Raw genomic sequence first — 22,330 nt, 5'->3', positions numbered from 1 at the left:
AACGTATATCGCTGTTGCGGGTGCAAAAGTAACACCTTTATTTACATTTACAAGACTTTTTGTTACATATTTTAACCCTTTCTTAAAACTTTTTCTTAACTTTCTGATAACACCAAACTTAGCTTTTTAACCTTTTTAGCATTTGTGAGTATTTTCTGGTAGATATTGTCTTTGTCCTAATTAGTACTATCCAAAACACCCCCGTTTTAGGGAGTTTTTGGATGCAGTGCTCCTTTTTTAAGATAACTGCACCATTCTTAAATCTTCTTTTTTAAGCACAAATGTGGTTTTAATACGTATTAGAAGGGTGATTCTTGATAAAGTTCCATGTCCTTATATATTATAGACACATCTCTTCCTATGAAAACAACTCCCCTAGCCCTGATAGCAGTGGAAATCCTTTTGTGCCGGCGTTCGGAACAAAAGATTGGAACGAATAGCAGGAATAAGCTACTGACTAAACTCAAAATAAAGGAATATTAAAACACTCCTTATATATAGGTGTGAATGAAAAACCCGGCACCTTTGTGAAAAATGCCGGGTTGTACCTATATATCTATGTTATTTTTCGAGAGGCTTTTTTGCCATTGCTTCCCAATGCGTCATCAAATCATTATAATTTACTGGATTGGCGGGTTTCTGATTTATTAATCTGCCAGATTCGAAGGCTCTGACAAGAATGGTTTCTATGAGATAGTCTTCGTTTACTTCGTAGGGTTTGTATTCTCTCTTTAAACTTATATCAAATAAATTGGCAGTCGAGTTGGATACGAAAGCCTTAAAACCACTTTTTAGTTGTTTGACCAACTCGTATGTTGTGATTCCGGTTTGGCGATGAATGAGCTTTACGAGAATTTGACCTTGCTTGCGTGACAACTTTTTGAGCCTATCTTCGAACTCATTATTTAAGTAGTCTTCTACGATTTTAAAATATTTTTTCTTTTCGCGATTGGTTTTCAAACGAGCCATTCCGCGGTTTAGTGCGGTTAATCTGTCTGAAGCTACTTTTGCGTACGGATATGTTTTATAGACTCTGTTTTGAAGAATCATAAATTGTTTTTGTGCTTCTGGATCTAATTTCTCTCTAGAAATAATAATCTCCGGCAATTGGATGGTATCATTTAAGATCGAATCGTTTTCGGTGAGTATATAACCCATCTCGGTATTTTCTTTGGGCGTAACCTGAGCTTCACCAACAAAGCAAACTAACATAAAAAATAAAATAAAACTGGCACATCTCATAGAGTCATAATTTAAATGTAAAATTATATATTTATATACAACTCTAATACCAAATTTATAAATTAGCAAAAAAAAATATTTTATGAGCACACAATCTATCTTAAAAGATACCTCTCTCGCTTTCTTGGAAAGTTACCTTAATAACGCCTCTCCTACTGGCTACGAAAGCGAAGGGCAAAAACTTTGGATGAATTATTTAAAACCCTACGTGGATACTTTTATCACGGATACTTACGGAACGGCCGTAGGTGTTATTAATCCGGACGCTCCCTTTAAGGTTGTGATCGAAGGTCATGCCGATGAAATTTCGTGGTATGTTAATTACATTACAGATGATGGTTTGCTGTATGTGATTCGAAATGGTGGTTCCGATCATCAGATTGCACCCTCGAAGCGAGTTCATATTCATACCAAAAAAGGCATTGTGAAAGGTGTTTTTGGCTGGCCTGCCATTCATACTCGTTTGCGCGATAAAGAAGAACCGGCAAAAATTAGTAATATTTTTATCGATTTAGGTTGCGAAACCAAAGAACAAGTTCTGGAAATGGGCGTGCATGTAGGATGTGTAATTACCTATCCGGACGAATTTATGATTCTGAACGAAAACAAGTTTGTCTGTCGCGCGATTGACAACAGAATGGGCGGATTTATGATTGCCGAAGTAGCTCGTTTGCTGAAAGAGAATAACAAAACACTTCCGTTTGGTTTGTACATTGTTAATTCTGTTCAGGAAGAAATTGGTCTTCGTGGTGCCGAAATGATTGCACAAACCATCAAGCCAAACGTAGCGATTGTAACCGATGTTTGCCACGATACCACTACGCCAATGATTGATAAAAAGGTAGAAGGCGACCTAAAAATGGGTAAAGGCCCCGTGATTGCGTATGCGCCAGCTGTGCAAAATAAATTACGTGAATTGATTGTCGATACAGCCGAAGAAAAGAAAATTCCGTTTCAGCGTCATGCTACTTCAAGAGCGACCGGAACCGATACCGATGCTTTTGCTTACAGTAATGGTGGTGTGGCTTCGGCATTGATTTCGTTGCCTTTGCGTTATATGCACACCACGGTAGAGATGGTACATAGAGAAGATGTTGAAAACGTAATACAGCTAATTTATGAATCGCTGTTGAAAATTGAAAACAACGAAACTTTCTCTTATTTTAAGTAAAAATCAAAAATGATTTAAACACTACCTAGAAATTTCAGTTTATGTTAGAAAAAAAATAATGTGGCTATTTTTCAGGAGCCAATCCCACTGTCCGCTGTATCTTTTGTGGCGAACCCCACCACAAAAGGATGCCGCTCCCATTGGGGCTAAAAAAACACTAAACAAAAAAGACCTTCTTGTACAGAAGGTCTTTTGATTTTTGTCTACTAACTCAAAAATATTAAAATGTATGTGTCTGACTATTTTAAGTCTTTCAAAACAGCAATTGCTTCTTTTGCATTAGATAATTCAGCATATTTTAAAGCTGTAAAACCTTTTTCAGTTTTATCTGAAGGACGAGCTCCGTTTGCCAACAAAAATTTAATGATTTCAACTCTGTTATAACGTGCAGCCGCCATCAAAGGTGTCATATCTTCAGTTCTTTCGTTTACATTTGCTCCGTACTCAACAAATTTCTTAACTACTTCTATGTCTCCTTTGCTAATTGCAACGTGTAAAGGTGTAATGTATGGTGCAGTCACAAAATGACTTTTCACTAGTGGGCTTGTATTTGAAGCCATTGAAACATTTGCAAAAGCTACTAAAGCTACTCCTAAATAAATAATTGATTTTTTCATGATGATGTTTATTAATTGATTAATGATGATTTTTAATTTCTGTGTAAAAGTAATTCAAATTTTATTATTATGTATTACCAAGTACTGTGTTTTAACTAATTCTTAACTTTTAATTAATGTTAAAGCAATAAATACAGTCCAGTTTTACTATAAGACTAATAAAAGCCTCTTTTGTTACAGTTATTTTCAAATTTTATTAAAAAAAATCATCCCCAAATATCAAATTCATAACATTTGTTTTTTAACTTTACTCTTAATTACAACTCTTATACCCTGATAAATATGCCTTTTACTAGTTAACAAAGGGTTTTTACGTACTTAGTTTTTAAACTTATTTTTATAGAAAATAAATTCTTTATGATGAAAACTCTTTTCAAAACAGCTTTAATTTGTATTATTTTATTTCTTCTTTGGAGCTGTACATCTTCAAAAGAATACTATTATCCTATTACCAAAAATTACAAACCAGACGATCCAAAGTTATATGAGACGATTGTAGTTCTGGACAGTCTATTTTTTAATGCTTACAATACGTGTGAAGTCAATTTAGAAAAATACGGAAATTTCTATGCTGATGATATTGAGTTTTATCATGATAATGGCGGCATTATGACATCAAAAAAAGCTATTATAGAAGGAACCCAAAAAAATATTTGTGGTAAAGTAACTCGAGAACTTGTAATATGAAGCATTGAAGTCTATCCTATAAAGAACTTTGGAGCTATCGAAATCGGGCTGCATAAGTTTCATAATAATACAGAGCCCAAAAATGCAAAATCCAGTATTGGGCGCTTTATGATTATTTGGAAAAATGACAATAATAATTGGAAAATAACCCGAGTAGTCAGCTTACATTAAAACCAAGAAACAAAAAACAGTAATTAACCTTAAAACCAAAAGACTATGGGAATCATTAAAAAAATTCTTGTTGTGCTAATTTTTATTTTAGCCAGCGCTTTAATTGCGGCGTATTTTATGCCAAAAAAATATGAAGTAGAGAAAGAAATTACCATTAATAAACCAGTTGATTCGGTTTTTAATTATGTGAGATTTCTCAAAAATCAAAACGAGTTTAATGTTTGGACAAAAATTGATCCAAAAATGAAATTGACTTATTCAGGAACCGATGGTGCAGTTGGCTCAATTTCTGCTTGGGAAAGTAAAGCAAAAAAAGTTGGTGTGGGCGAGCAGGAAATTACCAAAATTACAGAAGGTAAACGCATTGATTTTGCACTTCGATTTAAAGAACCTTTTGAGGATACTGCCGTTGGATTTACTTCTACAGAAGCTATTGGTGCGAATCAAACCAAAGTAAAATGTGGTGTTAGCGGTGTTATCCCTTATCCTATGAACATCATGCTTCCTTTCATGAAAATGGAGGAAATGCTTGGAAATGATTTGCAAAAGGGATTAGAAAACCTAAAAACAAAAATGGACAACTAAATTTCTAATAAAAAATCCCAAATTCTCAAAAAAAATAGAATTTGGGATTTCTTTTATTTTAACTAAAAACTATTCTCTTGAAGCCAAATAGTCTACTACATTTTTATTGATGCGTTCATCAATATTGGTAATATCGGCTTTTTCGAATTTTTCTCCCAAAATATTTTCGTATAACTCGATATATCTTTCAGAAACAGATTCTATGTAAGCAGTTGTCATATCTGGAATTTGTTGTCCTTCCTGACCTTGAAAACCGTTTTCGATCAACCAGCGACGCACAAACTCTTTAGATAGTTGTTTTTGCTCTTCATTATTATTTTGTCTTTCCTGATAACCATCTGCATAAAAATAACGAGAAGAGTCCGGAGTATGAATTTCATCAATTAAAACAATTACACCGTCTTTTGTTTTCCCGAATTCATATTTTGTATCTACCAAAATCAAACCACGACTTGCAGCAATTTCAGTTCCTCTTTGAAACAAATCACGTGTATATTTTTCTAAAACGATGTAATCTTCTTCAGAAACAATTCCTTTTGACAAAATATCTTCACGAGAAATATCTTCGTCATGAGAACCGTTATCTGCCTTTGTAGTTGGCGTAATGATAGGTTCAGGAAACTTATCGTTTTCTTTTAAACCTTCTGGCATTGTTACTCCACAAATTTGTCTTCTACCCGCAGCGTACTCGCGAGCAGCATGTCCTGAAACGTAACCGCGAATGACCATTTCTACCTTAAAAGGTTCACACAAATGTCCAACAGCTACATTAGGATCTGGAGTTGCAATCAACCAATTGGGTACAATATCCTCGGTCAACTCCATGAATTTTGTAGCAATTTGATTCAGAATTTGTCCTTTGTACGGTATTCCCTTTGGCAATACCACATCAAAAGCAGAAAGTCTGTCTGTCGCAACCATTACCAAAAGTTCGTCATTTATGTTGTAAACCTCCCTAACTTTTCCGCGATAAATCGATTTTTGATTCGGAAAATTAAAATTTGTCGTTGTAATTGTATTGCTCATTATGCTTAGTTGTGTTGTTTTTTAGAATGCAAATTTAAAACTATTTAAAAGAGCAAACAAAGAAAAAAAATATAATCATTTAGGATTCTTAGCGACTTCGTTGAGTTCTTGAAATTAGACTGAAAGCGAGGCTGCATTATGGTTTCAAAAGTGTCGAATTAAACAAATTTAAAATTCTGCTGTATTCATCGATCCATGAATAGGTTTCTTTAAAACCATGCGCCTCTACGGGAAACGACGCCAGAGTCCAGTTCTTTTTTTCTAATTCTATAAAACGTTGCGACAGACGCACAATATCTTTATACTCGACATTATCATCGACCATACCGTGAAGCATCACCAAATTACCTTTTAAATTATCCGCAAAATAAATGGGTGAACTTTTTTTGTATGACTGTGGATCTGTTTCCGGAAAATTTAAAATGTTACCTGTATATCCATGATTGTAATGTGCCCAATCTGTAACCGAACGCAAAGCAGCTCCCGATTTAAATTCACCTGGACTAGTCAACATTCCCATCAGGGTAATAAAACCGCCGTAAGAACCACCGTAGATCCCTACTCTATCTGCATCAATTCCGTATTTATCTACCAAATATTTTTTACCATCAATTTGATCAGAAAGGTCTTTTCCGCCCATAAAACGATAAATACCCGTTCTAAAATCGCGTCCGTAACCATCGCTTCCTCTGTAGTCAATGTCTAAAACCGTGTATCCTAAATCTGTAAGCAAATTATGAAACATGTATTCACGAAAGTACGTACTCCAATAATTATGAGCGTTTTGCAAATATCCCGCACCGTGTACAAAAATAATAGCAGCTTTGTTTGCATTTTCGGATTTCGGAGTGTACAATCTTGCGTTTACCGGAGTTCCGTCTTGTGCTTTAAACGTAATAACTTCGGCTTCTCGCCATTTGTAACTGTTGAATTTTTCTGAAGTAGAAGAACTAATTTGGGTTAATGTGGTATTGTTTTTATTCTCGGCAATATAAAAATCCCAAGGTTTATTTTTATACGAATAACGTACCAAAAGCGACTTTTCGTCAGGAGAAATGACTACTTCGTGCGCCCCGTCTTTTGTTAAAATCGGTTGCAAAATACCATCGGCTACAGCCAATTTATAAAAATTTCTATTTCCGGGATGCGTTGTATTGGTGGTTAAATAAAATACTTTTTTGTCTTTGGATAAAGCTAGATCACGTACTTCCCAATTGCCTTTTGTGAGTTGCGTTTTCTTTTTTGTTTTTAAATTAAAACTATACAAATGCGAATATCCAGTAGCTTCAGATTGAAAATAAACAGTTTCATTATCTGCCAGAAAACCAATATTCCCTAAGTCGAAAGCATAAGACGGAATTCCAGGTCCGCCAATCCAGGCATCGTCATGCTGTTGTTCTATTTCCTGAAAAGTTCCGTTTTCGAGATTCAAACTCACCAACCATCTGTCTTTGTTGTCCTGACTTCTAATTTCGACAATAGCGAGCGATCCGTCTTGATTATAAACAGGTTCCTGAGCCACAACCCATCTGTCTTCTTTTGCTTTATTTTTTAATTTATCGTATTCCTCATAATATTTTGGCGTATCCTGAATGTGGCTTAATGATGAAAAATTAACATAATAAACAGAATCTTTTGCTACAGAATAAATTGCAAATTTGGTTTTTATAAAGTTATCTATGGATACTTTGTCTTTAGTTTCCGGAGTTTGATTATAACCATCTTCTGTTATAAAAACTTCCATTTTTTCCTTTTTGGTTTTGCGTTCTTCAACCAAACTAAAAGTGGCAAATTTGCCGTTTGGATTTACTTTCAAACTGTATAAATTGTCTTCTCCGTAAAAAAACTCTTTGGCAAAATCAGATTTTACGGCTTTACTTTTGGCTAAATTCCATTGTTTTCTGGCTTCTTTATCTTTTATAAATTGAAACAATTCTTTTTGTTGGTCTTTCAAAAAAGACTCTTTTTCGGGAGCTTTAGCTTTTTTGATTCCCTTGGCAAAATTGGTAATTTGAAGAACAGTTCCTTCTTTAGTGTTGTACTTAAAAAGGTTACTGTTTTGTTCAAAAAATACAATTCCGGCTTCATTTCCTAATTCGATATTTGAAATTGGCGTACTTTGCTGAATCAATTTTTTGGTCGATTTTGTACTTATTACATACGAATACAAAGCGCCTTTATCCAAATAATAAACAATGTCTGATGTTGGCTTTCTTTTAAAATTAAGCTTAGAAAAAACGGCTTCTTTAGGATCTGCAATGGCCGGCTGAGTCATTCCTTTTTGCCAGTAATACGTACTATTTCCTAATTCGTCTTTCGGATTCCATTCAAAATAAACTTTCTTTCCATCCAGCGACCAACGTCCGTATGTAGGCTGGTTTCCGATGAAAGACTCTCCTTTCATTATTTCTTCTAACTTTAAATTTTGACTAATTCCTGTTATCGAAAAAAACAGAAAAGAAAGGATAAAAATGTTTTTGGTCATGGTTCTTGTTTTAGTGAAACAAAAATACACTTTGAAAACTATTAAAAAAATGTTTTTTGCGTTTGGAATTATTTCAAACAAAAAATCCCTGAAAAATGAGTCAGGGACGCTATTTTAGATACCGATATATTATAAAAAAATTAACCCGCTGCGAATTCCTTATTCAAGATTTTAGAAGCGATGTATTTTGCAACACCATCTTCGGCATTGGTTTTAATAACTTCCAGATGCGGCAAAGTTTCTTTTAGTACTAAGGGAGCATTTCCCATGATAAGGCTTTTTCCGGTGGCTGATAACATCTGAACATCATTAAAACCGTCACCAAAAGAAATCGCTTGATGCATGCTGAGGCCTTCTTTTTCGAGCACTCTCTGAATCGCAACAGCCTTATCTACAGATTTATCCATAAATTCTAAGCAAGTTGGCAAACTAAAAGCGTGATGCAATTCGTCTACGCCACTTTGCAAAATAGCATCTTTTAGAACCACTAATTTTTCGTGATTATCGTGTGCAAAAAATATTTTAATCGACTCAAAATCTTCTAAAGTTTGATAATCCACCAATTCTGGAAGGTATTTTAGATCGGCTTGAAAAGCATTTAATTTTTCGCTCAGTTTATTGGTTTGCCAAACACTTTCTTTAAACAAAACTACTGTAATTTCAGGATCGATCTCTACGCTTAACGCTGCTTTTACGACTTCACTTTTTAGATTAAAAGAAAAAAGTTCTTGTTTCTCGGGAGAATGAATTCTCGCTCCGTTTGAACTCACCAGATAAACAGGCACACCAAGCGCATCAATAATTGCCATAGCATCGAGGTGATGACGACCTGTGGCCACGATAATAAGGTAGTTTTGCTGGTGTAGTTCTTCAAAAATAGATTTGGTGTAATCTGATATTCTGTGTTGTGGATTGAGTAACGTTCCGTCTAAATCGGTAACAATGACTTTTATAGTAGAGAGATTCGAATTCATATTATAGTTCAAGTATTTATGGGGCAAATTTAAACTTTTATGGCCAGAAGAACAAAGGTCAAGCATCTTTAACCCTTTTATTTAGACAAGTTTGTTGTTTATTTAACGATTTCTCAATACTTGGTATTATTTATCATTTATATATAATTTTAAGGCTTTTTGAATAACATTTTCTATTATTTCCAAAGGTAAATCTTCATCAGGATTGAGTAACATGATTTTCATTCGGGACCGTTTTTCCTGAATTAAAAAGGGTTCTTCAAAACTCTTTCCTTCCACAATTCCAATGTATGGTTGTTTGAGTTTTTTATGAAACCACAAATAGCAAAACATTTTTCCTTTGTAACAAAAAAAGGGCATTCCGTATTTGAGAACATTTGTAATGTTACTGTCTTGTTTTAAGATAATTTCTTTAAGTGCAAGAAATATCCCTTTTATAGGTTCTTCTTGGTTTAAATAAAAATCATCTAGTTGTTTCATTTATTTTAATACTCTCTAAGAATGTAAAACTATCATTTAATTGGGGGTTGAGATTCCTGCGAAATGACAAGATTGTAGAAATTTTTCTTCCAAAAAATATTCGTTTTACTCATTTCTGTAAAAGAATATAAATAAAACGAATATCATTCAACGTCAAAAAACATTTTACGATTTACATTTGACATTTTATTAAATAAAAAACTTAATCGTGATTCTCTATTTGTTTGTAAGCATCGATTACCTTTTTGACCAATCTGTGACGAACGATATCTTTATCATCTAGATAAATAATTCCGATTCCGTCAACGTCTTTCAGAACCAGAATAGCTTCTTTAAGCCCGGAAATGGTCCTGCGGGGTAAATCAACCTGACCGGGATCACCTGTAATCATAAATTTGGCATTTTTTCCCATACGGGTCAAAAACATTTTCATTTGCGAATGTGTTGTATTTTGCGCTTCATCGAGAATTACAAAAGCGTTATCCAGGGTGCGCCCACGCATAAATGCCAATGGCGCAATCTGAATAATTCCCTTTAAAATATAATCTTCGAGTTTTTCGTTGGGCAGCATATCACGCAAAGCATCATAAAGTGGTTGCATGTACGGATCCAGTTTCTCCTTCATATCACCCGGTAAAAAACCAAGATTTTCTCCTGCTTCTACCGCCGGACGCGTTAGTATAATTCTTTTTACCTCTTTTTCTTTAAGTGCTTTTACAGCCATCGCCACACCCGTATAGGTTTTACCAGTTCCTGCCGGCCCTACTGCAAATACCATGTCATTTTTTTTGATAGTATCGACAAGTAATTGCTGGTTAGGCGTCATGGCTTTTATTATTTTTCCGCCAACGCCATGTACCAATATTTTATCATGATCGTATGATTTTCTTTCATCCTGACCATCCATAATCACGCGTTCAATTACATTATCGTCAATATTATTGTATCGGGTAAAATGGAGCATCAGCCTTTGAAATCTTTTTTCGAATTCATCTAAAACTTCTTTTTCGCCAAATGCTTTCAAAGTGGTCCCTCTTGCTACTATTTTAAGCTTTGGGTAATACTTTTTGATGATTTCAAGATGAGTGTCTTGAGCGCCCCAAAAGTCTTTTGGAGCGATGTCTATGAGCTCGATTATTCTTTCGTTCAAATGAGGTAGTTTTAAATTAAAATTAAATCTTTTTATAAATCAATTGGCTGTCGGGTATGTTTATATCTTTAAACGCAATTTGTCTTTTGTTTCTTGCATTTATGACTTTACTATTATTAGCTTTGCACTTCTCAAATTTAATAAAAATTAGATTGAAAAACTACCAATAGTTATAAACAAAAATATGTCAATAATTACCCTTACTACCGATTACGGCTTAAAAGACCACTTTGTTGGTTCCCTTAAGGGTAAAATACTTTCTGAATATTCTGAAGCACAAATTATTGACATTTCGCACGATATTGATCCATTTAACACTGCCGAAGCAAGTTACATTGTTGGAGCCTCCTATCTAAGTTTCCCAAAAGGAACTGTACACTTAATTGGGGTAGATATAGAACGCAATAAAGAAAACCAGCACATCGCCATGCAATGGAACGATCATTACTTTATTTGCGCAGACAATGGAATTTTGAGCATGCTGACGCAAAGAATTGTTCCTAAAAAAATTGTTGTCATCAATATTCACGATCGATTTCCTGCAGAATCAAGCGATTTGGATATTTTTATACAAGTCGCATGCCATCTTGCAAAAGGCGGTTTATTGAATGTGATCGGAAAAGAGATTCAGGAAATCAAACAAGTTACCGAGCTGCAAGCGGTTGTAAGCAACGATGGTAATTCGTTAAAAGGATATGTAATTTACATTGATCATTTTGGAAACGTGGTCACCAATATTTCTAAAAAGCAGTTTATGGAAGTCGCCAAAGGTCGTCCGTATGAAATTGTAATGAAGCCCAAAAGCATTAAAACAATTTTGCCTAATTATTCGGCGATCGCAACTTCAGAAAAATATCCCATTAAAACGTATGAAGGCGAAAAACTGGCTATTTTTAATGAAGCTGGATTTCTGGAAATTGCCATTTTTAGAAGCAATCCTTCAAAAGTAGGCTCGGCCAATAGTTTGTTGGGACTGAATTATCGTGATGTGATTACGATTCAGTTTATTTAAGATTTTAGATTGATGCAGACTTAAAAAATATTTCTCGTCTTTTTGCCATTTCGACGAAGGAGAAATCTCCATGAGAAGCTCTACAAAGATTGGATTATCGCTAACGAGTTACTTGCGGAGATTTCTCCTTCGTCGAAATGAAATATTGTGGAAAAGCATTGTCAAATAAGCTTTTCAGAATATTTTAAATTTTGCTAAAAAGAACAATCAATTTTGGTATTTTTGCGCACCTTTAGCGTTTGAGACATCAATACTTAAAAATCTAAAATTAGAAACCTAAAATTGCAACGCATGTTTGTTCGAATAGTAAAAATGAGTTTTCACGAAGAAAAAATTCCGGAATTTCTGGAAAATTTTGAAAGTATCAAAAATAAAATACGAAATGCGGAAGGAAATCGTTTTTTAGAATTGTATCAGGATAAAAATGATAAATGCATCTTTTTTACTTACAGCTACTGGGAAACCGAAGCCGATCTGGAAAATTACAGACAATCTGAACTTTTTGATACCGTTTGGAGTTTTACAAAACAATTATTCAATGCAAAACCAGAAGCCTGGAGCGTAGATAAATTGGTTAGTTTAACTTAGTTTCAAGTTAATCACCTAACGTGAAATTTGAAACTTCAAAGTATTAAAAACTAGATTTAACCGCAAAGAGCGCAAAAATTATATTTAAAAGGTTTTAGGAAACACAAAGTTCGCAAAACGGCGTTAACTTGAAACCTGAAACCTGAAACTTGAAACCTGAAACAAAAAAACAAATCAACGATTAAACGAATAAACGTTTTTTACATGAAATCAATACTATTACGAGAAATAAAGTCTTTTTTTGGGTCTCCCATTGGCTACTTGGTCATTGCTATTTTTTTAATTAGCAACGGACTTTTTTTATGGGTTTTTGAAGGAGATTACAACATCTTAAACTCAGGCTATGCTGATCTTACACCATTTTTTACATTAGCACCTTGGATCCTGATTTTCCTGATTCCGGCTGTAACGATGAGAAGTTTCTCTGATGAAAAAAAACAAGGAACTCTCGAATTACTCTTAACCAAACCATTATCGATTTGGGAAATTGTAAACGGCAAATTTTTGGGATCGCTTGTACTAATTATACTCGCAATTATTCCAACCTTTATTTATGTAAAAGTAATTTCGAACTTAGGTTTGCCACAAGGAAACATCGATATGGGTAGCACCATTGGCTCCTATTTTGGCTTATTGTTTTTAATAGCGGCTTATTCGGCAATCGGAATCTTTACTTCTACCCTATCAGAAAATCAAATTGTAGCGTTTATCATTTCAGTTTTTTTATGCTTTTTCTTTTATTTTGGTTTTGAAGGTTTGGCTTCATTGATTCCAGGTACTTCCGAAATTATTTCGGCTTTCGGAATGCAAGATCATTTTAAGAGCATCAGCCGAGGCGTGATAGATACTCGCGATGTTATTTACTTTCTGAGTATTACCGTGTTGTTCTTGTCTTTCACAGTTTATAAATTAAAATCTTTTAAAGCCTAATGAAAGCAGCTACTCAACAAAATATCAAAACATTAGGGATTACTATTTTTGTTTTAATTGTTCTCAATGTACTCGGAAGTTTATTTTTCAACCGATTTGATTTGACCAAAGACAAACGCTATACTTTATCCGAAACTTCTTTGCAAATTGTAAAGCAAGTCAAAAATCCGCTTTCAATCAAGATTTATATGGAGGGTGAACTTCCCGCAGATTTTAGACGTTTACAGCAGGAAACGAAACAGTTATTAGAAGAATTTCAAGCCTACAACAGCAATATTGTCTTCGAATTTGTGAATCCTTTAGAAAATGAAGACGAAAGCATGGCTTTGATCAAATCATTGTATCAAAAAGGACTTACACCAATAAATATCACTGTTGATGATAAAGGAAAACAATCACAGGCGATGGTTTTTCCGTGGGCAGTTGCGGTTTACAACAATAAAGAAGTAAATATTCCTTTGTTGAAAAACATTATGGGCGCTTCGACTGAGCAAAAAGTTAAAGGATCGATTCAGCATTTAGAATATTCGATTGCTGATGCGATCAATAAAATTAGCAAAGACAAACAAAAGAAAGTTGCTATTATAAAAGGAAACGGCGAAATGAAAGAAATTCATATTGCCAAAATGCTAATGCAAATTCGCGAAAGCTATTACATTGGACCTTTTACCTTAGACTCGGTAGCAAAAAATCCAACAGGAAGTTTAGATGCACTAAAAAAATACGATCTTGCCATCATCACCAAACCTACCGAAACTTTCTCTGACGAAGAGAAACAGGTTCTAGATCAATTTATCATGAATGGCGGAAAAACGTTATGGTTAATCGACCAGGTTTCGGCAGATATGGATAGTTTGTACAACCAAGCGGGCGCAACTTTGGCATATCCTAGAGATTTAAATCTGAATGATATGTTTTTTAAATACGGATTCAGAATCAATCCTGATTTGGTAAAAGACGAACAAGGAAGCCCAATAAAATTAGCCACTGGCGAGCAAGGTAGCGCGACACAATATCAGGATTTTGTCTGGAAATTTGCACCGCAGGTTTATCCGGAAAGTCAACATCCGATCGTGAAAAATTTAGGTGGTATCAAATTTGATTTTGCGAGTCCGATCGATACTTTAAAAAACGGAATTAAAAAAACAGTTTTGTTACAATCTTCCCCCTATTCTAAGAAAATTGGAACTCCTGCCGAAATTAATCTGAATATTGTTTCTGAAGAAAGTTCCCCAAAAGATTATGTTGGAAAAGGAAATTTGGTACTTTCTGTTTTATTAGAAGGAAATTTTGATTCTGCGTTTGAAAATCGTGTTTTGCCATTTAAAGAAAATTCATTTACAGCAAAAGGAAAACCAACCAAAATGATTGTGATCGCCGATGGAGATTTAGCTAAAAACCAATTGGATAAAAACATGATACCGGTAGAATTGGGTTATGATCAGCGCACAGGAAATCTGTATGACAATAAGGATTTTATGATGAATTGCATCAATTACCTACTGGATGACACAGGACTTATTAACATTAGAAGTAAAGATTTGGATTTGCCATTACTGGATAAAGAAAAAGTTTACGAAAATTATAGCCTTACGCAATTCATAACTATCGGGCTTCCAATTCTAATTTTACTCGTTTTTGGACTTGCCTTTACTTACATCCGAAAAAGGAGGTACGGCAAATAGTTGTTGATAAAAAATTTGCAAAACTAAAATTGTTTACGATATATTTGTAAAACGTATATTTTGCAACAAAATGCTCAAAATACAGAAAAAAAATAAAACATAACAGATGAAATTTATAGTATCGAGTTCGTACTTATTAAAACAATTACAGGTTTTAGGTAGTGTAATCAATAGTAACAATACGTTGCCTATTTTAGACAACTTTTTATTTGAACTAAACAATAATGAATTGACCGTTTCTGCTTCTGATCTAGAAACTACGATGTCGGCAACATTATCCATTGATTCTACAAGTACAGGAAGTGTTGCTGTTCCAGCAAAGCTTTTACTTGAAATTTTAAAGACATTTCCAGAACAACCTTTAACATTTACAGTTGAAGACAACAATACAGTGGAGATTAGTTCAAATTCAGGAAAATATGCTTTGGCGTATGCTGCCGGAGAGGAATTTCCAAAATCGGTAAATCTTGAAGATCCTTCGGTAACTTTGGTTCCTGCACATGTTTTGGCAACTGCGGTAAGCAAAACTATTTTTGCTGCAGGAAACGATGATTTGCGTCCAGTAATGTCAGGTGTTTTCTTTCAGTTTTCACCAGAAGGATTGACTTTTGTAGCAACAGATGCACACAAATTGGTAAAATATGCGCGTACAGATGTAAAAGCATCTCAAGTAGCCGATTTTATTATGCCAAAAAAACCTTTGAATATTCTAAAAAGTATTTTAGGAACTTCTGATGCGGAAGTAAAAATTGAATACAATGATTCGAATGCGACTTTTTCATTCGACAATTATATTTTAATGTGTCGTTTAATCGACGGAAAATATCCTAATTACGAAGCGGTAATTCCAAAAGAAAATCCAAATAAATTAATGATTGACCGTTCTTTATTTTTAAGTTCTGTTCGTCGTGTTGCAATTTTCTCTAACAAAACCACACACCAGATTCGTCTAAAAATCGCAGGAGCAGAACTAAATGTTTCTGCCGAAGATATTGATTACTCTAACAAAGCCGAAGAAAGATTGACATGTGATTATCAGGGAGATGATTTACAAATTGGTTTCAACTCACGTTTTTTAACAGAAATGTTGACCAATTTACAATCAGATATGATTATGCTCGAAATGTCACTTCCAAACAGAGCCGGAATTCTTACTCCCGTTGATGGTTTAGAAGAAGGCGAGAGTGTTACAATGCTTGTAATGCCAGTGATGTTAAACAGTTAACATCAAAGTTTCTTTTTGTTACAGGGCTTTTTTTTTATTTCGAATGAAAGAGCTATCATTGTAAAAAAAAATATCGCTATTAACCAACCATTTTTTATACCTGGAAACCGCAATTCTTAAATTAAGAGTTGCGGTTTTTTATTTAGATTAAATTTTTAATCGCTCTTCTTTTTAAAACCAAAATAATAATTCAGTCCTAATCCCAAAGTTCTGCTGTCGTATCTCGTCTCAGTACTTTCAACTTCAGTCAAAGCCTTACCCATATTAACACCTGTATAATATAAGTTAATAGCCAAAGAATCATAATTTTTATCTGAAAGAATAATATCAACACCTATTCCAATACCTATAGAATGCTGCCATTCTGTAACAATTTCCTTCTGGCTTTTTGATTGAGATGGATTACTCTGATTGACGACAGTACGATTTTGTTGCGCTTCAATCCTTGAGATATTATAACGAGGCAATATTTGCAAAAGTGCATCTCCAGCACTAAATTCACCACAAGAAATACATATTTTAGGTGTAAATCCAAAATTTAAAGCGCTAGCATTTACTTGTGAGATGCTAGTCACATTACCTAATTGATCTAATTTATTATAATCTTCTAATCTACCATAATAATATGTAACGGATAATTCTGGTTTAAAAAATGAGTATAATTTGACTTCCGCCCCCAATCCTCCCTCAATATAACCCGAAGTCTGAAAATCAGTATGTCGATAAAGTGACAAATCTACAAGGCCTCTAACTTGTGCATTCAAATTTGCTGAAAGTAAAATTAATAAATAATAGAAAACATTTTTTTGTATCATAAAATCCGTATTTCGTTAAAAATCAATAAATTAAATTTTACTGAATTGATGATTTAAAAATACTTTATTTTTATAGACTAAAAAGATATTTAGACAAGAAATTCTTAATAATAAATAACTTTAACCTTAAAATTTTGTTTAAAAAAATCTCTCTCTAGACTGAGCAAAAGTGAATAGTTTATTTTATGAATTGCTTAACTGCTTTCCGATAACACCTGAAACCTTTATACCTAAAATATTTTTTCCGTATTTTTGTATAATGAAAATAGAAATTTGGTCGGACATCATGTGTCCGTTTTGTTATATCGGAAAAAGACAATTGGAAACTGCTTTGGCAGAATTTCCAGAAAATGATTTTGAAATCGAATGGAAAAGCTTTCAACTTGATCCTAGCATTACACCTCAATCGGGCAAAGACGTTTACACGTTTCTAGCCGAGCGAAAAGGCATTTCTCTTGAAGAATCTAAAGAAATGCATAAAGGAGTCACAGAACGTGCAAAAAGCGTTGGCTTAGAGTATCATTTCGATAAAGCTATCATCTCAAATTCTTTAACCGCTCATCGAATTATACAATTGGCTAAATCTAAAAAGTTAGGAGATGAAATGGAAGAAATTTTCTTTAAAGCTTACTTTACTCAAGGACGAGATTTAAATGATGGTCCTACTCTAATAGAATTAGCTGTAAAAGCGGGTTTAGATCAAACTCAGGTACTCGAAGTTTTAAAAGATGAAAACTTATTTTTAAACGAAGTTCAAAACGATATTGCCGAAGCGCAGGAAATTGGTGTTCAAGGCGTTCCGTTTTTTGTTTTTGATAGAAAATATGCTGTTTCTGGAGCGCAACCTGTAGAAGCTTTTGTCAATACTATCAAAGAGGTACTTAAATAATAACTCAATCTTGTCATCCCAAGGAACCAGGGATAACATAGTACACAAGTAAAAAATCTAAAATCAAATAACCCCCATTTTCTGCATCAGGAAAGTAGCACTCTTATTTTTACAAATTCCACTTCTGAGTTTGTAATCAAAATGCAATTCATCATTCTCAATTTCTACTTCAAAACATTGATTCGTTAAAATTTCCGGATAATCATTAGTAGTCAAACAAACCTCGATATCGTGAGTTGCAATAGCTCCGATTGCTTTCTTCGCAATTATTTTCTTTACCACTTCGATGGTTCCGTTGCGTTTATCATCAGAATTGGTTCCTCTTAAAATTTCGTCTAATAAAACAAAAGCCGGTTGATCTTGCAGGGCATCCATAATTTGCTTCAAACGTTTAATTTCGGCAAAAAAATACGATTCGCTGTCTGCCAATGAATCCGATAATCGCATCGAAACCAGTACAGGCAATGGATGCATATTTGCTTCAGAGGCACAAACCACAGAACCAATTCCGCCCAAAACCATATTAATTCCTAAACTTCTCAAAAAAGTACTTTTTCCGGACATATTCGATCCTGTCAAAATCATAAACGATTCTGGATAAAAATGAGTGTCATTCCCTACCCTTGTTGCTGGATTTAGCAAAGGATGACTCAAATTAGAAAATCCAATTTTATAGTCAGAATTTATTTTAGGAAAAACAAAATCAGGATTATTATACCCCAAATTTGCAAAACTGTTCAAAGACTCGACCTCACCTATAATGTTGACCCATTTTTCAAGTTCATCAGCATAATTTTCTTTCCATTTTAAAAGTGCTTTTAAAACATGCAAGTTGAATAAAAATGTACCGTTAAAAACGATAGCCGTTACAAAATTATTTATAGTATCCATTCTCGAAAACAATTCAGACAACTGTTTTAAATGAGCGCTGGCTTTTTGGTTTTTAAAAATCAATTGATTTTGAAGTTCTACTAATTTCTTCGATTGAAAAGTTTCATTTTCGATTTTCTCTATCAGGAGACCGTATTGTTTGATGATTTTATCAATATTATCTGCCTTTGCAATTTCTGACTGAATTTGTTTAAAAGCCTTACCCATCACCATCATATTGGCGATAAAAACATACGTCAAATACGAAAGTAAAACCGTCTTTGAAGTAATAAAATATCCAACCAAAAGCCCCAGAAACAAAGTTGGTAATACAATTGAACTTATAATTAAAACTTTAGATAAAGAACTATTTCTAAATGATTTCCAGTAAATTAAAGATTCATAAACATTTTTAGTGTCATGACTGACAGTAGCCAAAGCCAGAAAATCTTGTCGCCAATCTATTTTAGTTTTCAATTCATTGATTGCTTCCTGATTTTCTAGAATAGCTGCATTTGAATTTAGTTGCAATAATTGATGAGCTAAAGTTTTTTTTCCTATAAAAGTGGCGGTTCTATTTAAATTCTGGAATAAAGAATGGTCTCCAAAAATATCCAGATCATAGGCATACGGATGATGAAAATCGTTAAATTCGACACCATTTTCAAAAGGATTTTTTTCTCTCTTTAAATATGAAATTTCATTTTTATTAATTTGTAAAAGCGCTATCGTAAGCTGTTTTTGAAAAGACAAACGAGCATGAATTCGCATTAAAAAAATAAAACCAGCAAAAGACAAAAAAGCAAAAGCTACATACAGCATTTCATTGGTTTTGATGTAATAAAACATCAAAACTAAAAATAAAAAAACGGTTAAAAGCCTTAGAAAACTTATGCTATTGTATTTTTTACTGATTTTTTGAAAAGCTTCTGTGTAATGTGCAACCTTATATTGATATGAATCCATTTGTGTAATTTAATGAAATGCAAATATAAGTGTTCCATCGCCTGAAATGATACCAAAAAACAATAGAATTTTATGTTTCATGCATTATTAAAACAGGTACAGGAACTATTTTTGACAATTTTTTAGTAAAACTTGAATCAAAAATACTTTCAAAAAAAGAGCGTTTGTGTGTAATCATTGCTAAAACATCAATATCTTTAAAAAGTACAAAATCAAGAATAGTGTCCTTTACTTCGTCACTTGGCAAAACTAAAAAATCTACGTTTTCTCCAGCAAAATCTTTCTCCCATTGTTTAACGGTAGTCTCTAAAACATCTGAATCAGAAGTTCTCACGTACAGCACTTTTACCTTTGCATTCATTTTCTTTGCAATTTGCAGTACTTTACGCAATTCATTTTTATCTTTTTCACGATAACGAGTGGTAAATCCGATTGTTTTTATTTTCTTGAATTTAGCTTCCAAAGGCACGCATAAAACAGGCACTTCAACTCCGGAAATCACAGAACTTGTATTCGATCCGATAAAAAAAGTTGTCCAGTCTGAGATGGCGTTTGTGCCCATAATCACAAAATCTATATGATCTTCTTTTACAGCATTTTTCAAATTATAAAGTAAATCCCCATCCATCAAGCGATGTTTTAGTACAATATCATCAAGCTTTCGTTCGGCAGCGATAGCTCTTAATTTTGGAACTTCATCCTTAAACATTTCAAAATTTGCCAACTCAATCGAGTCGTAAATCGAGGCATAATTTTGCGGGAAAAATTGGCTGTCGTATACAGGAATTTCAAAAGTGTGCAACAAAACCAGTTCTCCGTTGACACTTTTAGCAAATTCTAAAGCATGTACAAAAGCATTTGTCGCAGCTTCAGAAAAATCAGTTGGAAATAATATCTTTTTCATGTTAATTTATTTTTAGAGGTTTGTTTCTCAAATTTAGTCATTCTAAACCCGAAATAACCTGATAATTATCAGTAATTTAACACTTAACCATTTCTTAAAACACGTAATCTATTTTCTTCAAATCACTGTTTTGGCTGTACTTAACATTCGCAATTTTAAGGCTTTTTTTATACCTTTGCTACATGATAAATCAAGATTCTATAGTTGCTTTGGCCACTCCTTCGGGAGCCGGAGCGATTGCCATCATTCGAATTTCGGGTTCTGACGCCATCACCATCGGAAATAGTGTTTTTAAATCTATTAAAAACAAAGATCTGACCAAACAAAAAACACATACTTTGCATTTAGGTCATATTGTTGATGATACCAAAACGCTGGATGAAGTTTTGGTTTCTGTATTTAAAGGGCCAAATTCGTACACGGGCGAAAATACTATCGAGATTTCATGTCACGGTTCGACATATATTCAGCAGCAAATTATTCAATTATTACTAAGAAAAGGTTGCAGAATGGCCGATGCAGGCGAATTTACCCTCAGAGCCTTTCTTAACGGAAAACTCGATTTATCGCAAGCAGAAGCTGTTGCTGATCTTGTTTCGTCTGATAACGAAGCGTCACACCAAATTGCGATGCAACAAATGCGCGGCGGTTTTAGTAATGAAATTGCCAAATTGAGAGAAGAACTTTTGAATTTTGCTTCGTTAATCGAATTAGAATTAGATTTTGCTGAAGAGGATGTTGCATTTGCCGACAGGACACAATTTTATGAATTATTGAATAGAATTGAGTTTGTATTAAAACGCTTAATTGATTCGTTTGCAGTTGGAAATGTTATTAAAAACGGAATTCCAGTAGCCATTGTAGGAGAACCCAATGTTGGTAAATCAACTTTATTGAATGCTTTATTAAATGAAGAACGCGCTATTGTTTCAGATATCGCAGGCACGACACGTGATACGATTGAAGACGAATTGGTTATTGGTGGAATTGGTTTTCGATTCATCGATACCGCCGGAATTCGCGAAACTAAAGATGTTGTAGAAAGTATCGGAATCAAAAAAACATTCGAAAAAATAGAACAAGCGCAATTAGTTATCTACCTGATGGATGCTTTGAAATTTCAGATTTCAAGTACTGCCTTTATAGTTGAAATTGAGAAAATAAAAAACAAATATCCTTTAAAAGAAATTCTGATTGTTTGCAATAAAATAGACCAATTGAGCCCGGAACAACTTCAGAATATTCGTCTGGAACTTGAAACTTTAAATCTAAAACAAATTTTTCTTAGCGCCAAAGCCAAAATTGGTGTTGATGATTTGAAGAATGAACTATTATCATTTGTAAATACTGGTGCACTTCGAAATAACGAAACTATTGTCACTAATACAAGACATTACGATTCTTTACTTAAAGCATTAGACGAGATTATGAAAGTTAAATTTGGCCTTGAAACAAATCTTTCGAGCGATCTAATGGCACTCGATATTCGCGAAGCTTTATATCACTTTGGAATGATAACAGGTCAAGTTACCAATGATGAGCTATTAGGCAATATTTTTGCTAATTTCTGCATCGGAAAATAGGTTTCACAAAACATCACAAACTAAAACAAAGAATCCCAGTTAAAATGTTATAAAACAGCATTTTAACTGGGATTTCTCTTTCTGTTTATATAGTTTTATTTACAGATAGTTTGTTCTTTTTTGTACCATAATTGTACCACGAAAAATATGGAGTTGCTACATTTACTGGGACATAAATTTTAAGACTGTTTAAATAAAAATAAATATCTTAGAATTATGAAAAAACGAGTTTACAGTGCTGAGTTTAAATCATCAGCAGTACGATTAAGTTACGA

The 22,330-nt window shown here is 33.7% G+C and carries 20 protein-coding genes; 10 read left to right on the top strand and 10 right to left on the bottom strand.

Annotation, left to right across the window (positions count from 1 at the left end; translation table 11 throughout):
• Positions 1–561 precede the first annotated feature (561 nt).
• Positions 562–1,212, bottom strand: a complete 651-nt coding sequence (locus J3495_RS17875) for a DUF4294 domain-containing protein (RefSeq protein ID WP_236025500.1) — start codon at positions 1,210–1,212, stop codon at positions 562–564.
• 112 nt (positions 1,213–1,324) lie between these two features.
• On the opposite strand from J3495_RS17875, the gene J3495_RS17870 reads away from it, so the two are divergent.
• Positions 1,325–2,413 carry a M42 family metallopeptidase gene (locus tag J3495_RS17870; RefSeq protein WP_210668153.1) on the top strand — a complete coding sequence of 363 codons (1,089 nt, stop codon included), beginning with the start codon at positions 1,325–1,327 and terminating at the stop codon, positions 2,411–2,413.
• 239 nt (positions 2,414–2,652) lie between these two features.
• On the opposite strand, the gene J3495_RS17865 is transcribed toward J3495_RS17870, so the two are convergent.
• Positions 2,653–3,030 (bottom strand): ankyrin repeat domain-containing protein, encoded by a 378-nt coding sequence (locus J3495_RS17865; RefSeq protein WP_210668152.1) that lies wholly within the window; start codon positions 3,028–3,030, stop codon positions 2,653–2,655.
• Positions 3,031–3,387: 357 nt separating this feature from the next.
• Here J3495_RS17865 and J3495_RS19235 point away from each other — a divergent pair, with 357 nt between their 5' ends.
• Together J3495_RS19235 and J3495_RS17855 are read left to right on the top strand one after the other, a co-directional pair.
• Positions 3,388–3,717 carry a nuclear transport factor 2 family protein gene (locus tag J3495_RS19235; protein ID WP_236025499.1) on the top strand — a complete coding sequence of 110 codons (330 nt, stop codon included), beginning with the start codon at positions 3,388–3,390 and terminating at the stop codon, positions 3,715–3,717.
• 216 nt (positions 3,718–3,933) lie between these two features.
• Entirely contained in the window at positions 3,934–4,473 is a 540-nt protein-coding gene (locus J3495_RS17855) for an SRPBCC family protein (protein ID WP_210668151.1), read from the top strand.
• A 69-nt stretch (positions 4,474–4,542) separates the two neighbouring features.
• Here J3495_RS17855 and J3495_RS17850 read toward each other — a convergent pair whose 3' ends face one another.
• The 5 genes from J3495_RS17850 to J3495_RS17830 all read right to left on the bottom strand — a co-directional run bounded on the left by J3495_RS17850 (position 4,543) and on the right by J3495_RS17830 (position 10,588).
• Positions 4,543–5,499 (bottom strand): phosphoribosylaminoimidazolesuccinocarboxamide synthase, encoded by a 957-nt coding sequence (locus J3495_RS17850; RefSeq protein WP_210668149.1) that lies wholly within the window; start codon positions 5,497–5,499, stop codon positions 4,543–4,545.
• Positions 5,500–5,635: 136 nt separating this feature from the next.
• A complete protein-coding gene (locus tag J3495_RS17845; RefSeq protein ID WP_210668147.1) occupies positions 5,636–7,984 on the bottom strand; it encodes a S9 family peptidase in 2,349 nt (782 codons plus the stop codon).
• A gap of 140 nt (positions 7,985–8,124) precedes the next feature.
• Positions 8,125–8,958, bottom strand: a complete 834-nt coding sequence (locus J3495_RS17840; RefSeq protein WP_210668145.1) for a Cof-type HAD-IIB family hydrolase — start codon at positions 8,956–8,958, stop codon at positions 8,125–8,127.
• Positions 8,959–9,084: 126 nt separating this feature from the next.
• Positions 9,085–9,438, bottom strand: coding sequence for a DUF1801 domain-containing protein (locus J3495_RS17835; protein ID WP_210668143.1), 354 nt, complete (start codon positions 9,436–9,438; stop codon positions 9,085–9,087).
• A gap of 202 nt (positions 9,439–9,640) precedes the next feature.
• A complete protein-coding gene (locus J3495_RS17830; protein WP_210668141.1) occupies positions 9,641–10,588 on the bottom strand; it encodes a PhoH family protein in 948 nt (315 codons plus the stop codon).
• Between the two features lie 184 nt (positions 10,589–10,772).
• On the opposite strand from J3495_RS17830, the gene J3495_RS17825 reads away from it, so the two are divergent.
• The 5 genes from J3495_RS17825 (at position 10,773) to dnaN (ending at position 16,028) form a co-directional block, all read left to right on the top strand.
• Positions 10,773–11,600, top strand: coding sequence for an SAM hydrolase/SAM-dependent halogenase family protein (locus J3495_RS17825; RefSeq protein ID WP_210668139.1), 828 nt, complete (start codon positions 10,773–10,775; stop codon positions 11,598–11,600).
• 291 nt (positions 11,601–11,891) lie between these two features.
• Positions 11,892–12,188: a putative quinol monooxygenase gene (locus J3495_RS17820; RefSeq protein WP_210668137.1), complete on the top strand. Its 297-nt coding sequence runs from the start codon at positions 11,892–11,894 to the stop codon at positions 12,186–12,188.
• A 204-nt stretch (positions 12,189–12,392) separates the two neighbouring features.
• Complete coding sequence (gene gldF, locus J3495_RS17815; protein WP_210668135.1) at positions 12,393–13,118, top strand: gliding motility-associated ABC transporter permease subunit GldF; 726 nt, start codon at positions 12,393–12,395, stop codon at positions 13,116–13,118.
• Positions 13,118–14,803 (top strand): gliding motility-associated ABC transporter substrate-binding protein GldG, encoded by a 1,686-nt coding sequence (gene gldG / locus J3495_RS17810; RefSeq protein WP_210668133.1) that lies wholly within the window; start codon positions 13,118–13,120, stop codon positions 14,801–14,803. Before gldF ends, gldG begins: the two co-directional genes overlap by 1 nt.
• A 106-nt stretch (positions 14,804–14,909) precedes the next feature.
• Positions 14,910–16,028: a DNA polymerase III subunit beta gene (dnaN, locus tag J3495_RS17805; protein ID WP_210668131.1), complete on the top strand. Its 1,119-nt coding sequence runs from the start codon at positions 14,910–14,912 to the stop codon at positions 16,026–16,028.
• Positions 16,029–16,183: 155 nt separating this feature from the next.
• Here the strand turns inward: dnaN and J3495_RS17800 are convergent, their stop codons facing one another.
• Positions 16,184–16,843 carry a hypothetical protein gene (locus J3495_RS17800; RefSeq protein WP_210668129.1) on the bottom strand — a complete coding sequence of 220 codons (660 nt, stop codon included), beginning with the start codon at positions 16,841–16,843 and terminating at the stop codon, positions 16,184–16,186.
• A 259-nt stretch (positions 16,844–17,102) separates the two neighbouring features.
• Here J3495_RS17800 and J3495_RS17795 point away from each other — a divergent pair, with 259 nt between their 5' ends.
• The gene (locus J3495_RS17795; RefSeq protein WP_210668127.1) at positions 17,103–17,732 is read left to right on the top strand and encodes a DsbA family oxidoreductase; all 630 of its coding nucleotides are present in this window, start codon (positions 17,103–17,105) and stop codon (positions 17,730–17,732) included.
• 63 nt (positions 17,733–17,795) lie between these two features.
• On the opposite strand, the gene J3495_RS17790 is transcribed toward J3495_RS17795, so the two are convergent.
• Both J3495_RS17790 and J3495_RS17785 read right to left on the bottom strand, forming a co-directional pair.
• Positions 17,796–19,568 carry a MutS-related protein gene (locus J3495_RS17790; protein WP_210668125.1) on the bottom strand — a complete coding sequence of 591 codons (1,773 nt, stop codon included), beginning with the start codon at positions 19,566–19,568 and terminating at the stop codon, positions 17,796–17,798.
• 70 nt (positions 19,569–19,638) lie between these two features.
• Positions 19,639–20,472, bottom strand: coding sequence for a universal stress protein (locus tag J3495_RS17785; protein WP_210668123.1), 834 nt, complete (start codon positions 20,470–20,472; stop codon positions 19,639–19,641).
• Between the two features lie 182 nt (positions 20,473–20,654).
• Here J3495_RS17785 and mnmE point away from each other — a divergent pair, with 182 nt between their 5' ends.
• Positions 20,655–22,055 carry a tRNA uridine-5-carboxymethylaminomethyl(34) synthesis GTPase MnmE gene (gene mnmE / locus J3495_RS17780; protein ID WP_210668121.1) on the top strand — a complete coding sequence of 467 codons (1,401 nt, stop codon included), beginning with the start codon at positions 20,655–20,657 and terminating at the stop codon, positions 22,053–22,055.
• Positions 22,056–22,330 lie beyond the last annotated feature (275 nt).

Origin of the sequence: Flavobacterium geliluteum (genome assembly GCF_017948595.1) — a bacterium.
Lineage (GTDB): Bacteria > Bacteroidota > Bacteroidia > Flavobacteriales > Flavobacteriaceae > Flavobacterium > Flavobacterium flavipigmentatum.
The sequence above is the reverse complement of the archived record's forward strand: the minus strand, read 5'-3'. Positions and strand labels throughout refer to the sequence as shown.

Bases quoted from the DNA above. Each gene is read 5' to 3' on its own strand.
- mnmE (WP_210668121.1), top strand. From the start codon at position 20,655: ATGATAAATCAAGATTCTATAGTTGCTTTGGCCACTCCTTCGGGAGCC.
- gldF (WP_210668135.1), top strand. From the start codon at position 12,393: ATGAAATCAATACTATTACGAGAAATAAAGTCTTTTTTTGGGTCTCCC.
- J3495_RS17835 (WP_210668143.1), bottom strand. From the start codon at position 9,438: ATGAAACAACTAGATGATTTTTATTTAAACCAAGAAGAACCTATAAAA.
- J3495_RS17800 (WP_210668129.1), bottom strand. From the start codon at position 16,843: ATGATACAAAAAAATGTTTTCTATTATTTATTAATTTTACTTTCAGCA.
- J3495_RS17855 (WP_210668151.1), top strand. From the start codon at position 3,934: ATGGGAATCATTAAAAAAATTCTTGTTGTGCTAATTTTTATTTTAGCC.
- J3495_RS17865 (WP_210668152.1), bottom strand. From the start codon at position 3,030: ATGAAAAAATCAATTATTTATTTAGGAGTAGCTTTAGTAGCTTTTGCA.
- gldG (WP_210668133.1), top strand. From the start codon at position 13,118: ATGAAAGCAGCTACTCAACAAAATATCAAAACATTAGGGATTACTATT.
- J3495_RS17845 (WP_210668147.1), bottom strand. From the start codon at position 7,984: ATGACCAAAAACATTTTTATCCTTTCTTTTCTGTTTTTTTCGATAACA.
- J3495_RS17820 (WP_210668137.1), top strand. From the start codon at position 11,892: ATGTTTGTTCGAATAGTAAAAATGAGTTTTCACGAAGAAAAAATTCCG.
- J3495_RS17850 (WP_210668149.1), bottom strand. From the start codon at position 5,499: ATGAGCAATACAATTACAACGACAAATTTTAATTTTCCGAATCAAAAA.
- J3495_RS17785 (WP_210668123.1), bottom strand. From the start codon at position 20,472: ATGAAAAAGATATTATTTCCAACTGATTTTTCTGAAGCTGCGACAAAT.
- J3495_RS17840 (WP_210668145.1), bottom strand. From the start codon at position 8,958: ATGAATTCGAATCTCTCTACTATAAAAGTCATTGTTACCGATTTAGAC.
- J3495_RS19235 (WP_236025499.1), top strand. From the start codon at position 3,388: ATGATGAAAACTCTTTTCAAAACAGCTTTAATTTGTATTATTTTATTT.
- J3495_RS17875 (WP_236025500.1), bottom strand. From the start codon at position 1,212: ATGTTAGTTTGCTTTGTTGGTGAAGCTCAGGTTACGCCCAAAGAAAAT.
- J3495_RS17825 (WP_210668139.1), top strand. From the start codon at position 10,773: ATGTCAATAATTACCCTTACTACCGATTACGGCTTAAAAGACCACTTT.
- J3495_RS17870 (WP_210668153.1), top strand. From the start codon at position 1,325: ATGAGCACACAATCTATCTTAAAAGATACCTCTCTCGCTTTCTTGGAA.
- dnaN (WP_210668131.1), top strand. From the start codon at position 14,910: ATGAAATTTATAGTATCGAGTTCGTACTTATTAAAACAATTACAGGTT.
- J3495_RS17795 (WP_210668127.1), top strand. From the start codon at position 17,103: ATGAAAATAGAAATTTGGTCGGACATCATGTGTCCGTTTTGTTATATC.
- J3495_RS17790 (WP_210668125.1), bottom strand. From the start codon at position 19,568: ATGGATTCATATCAATATAAGGTTGCACATTACACAGAAGCTTTTCAA.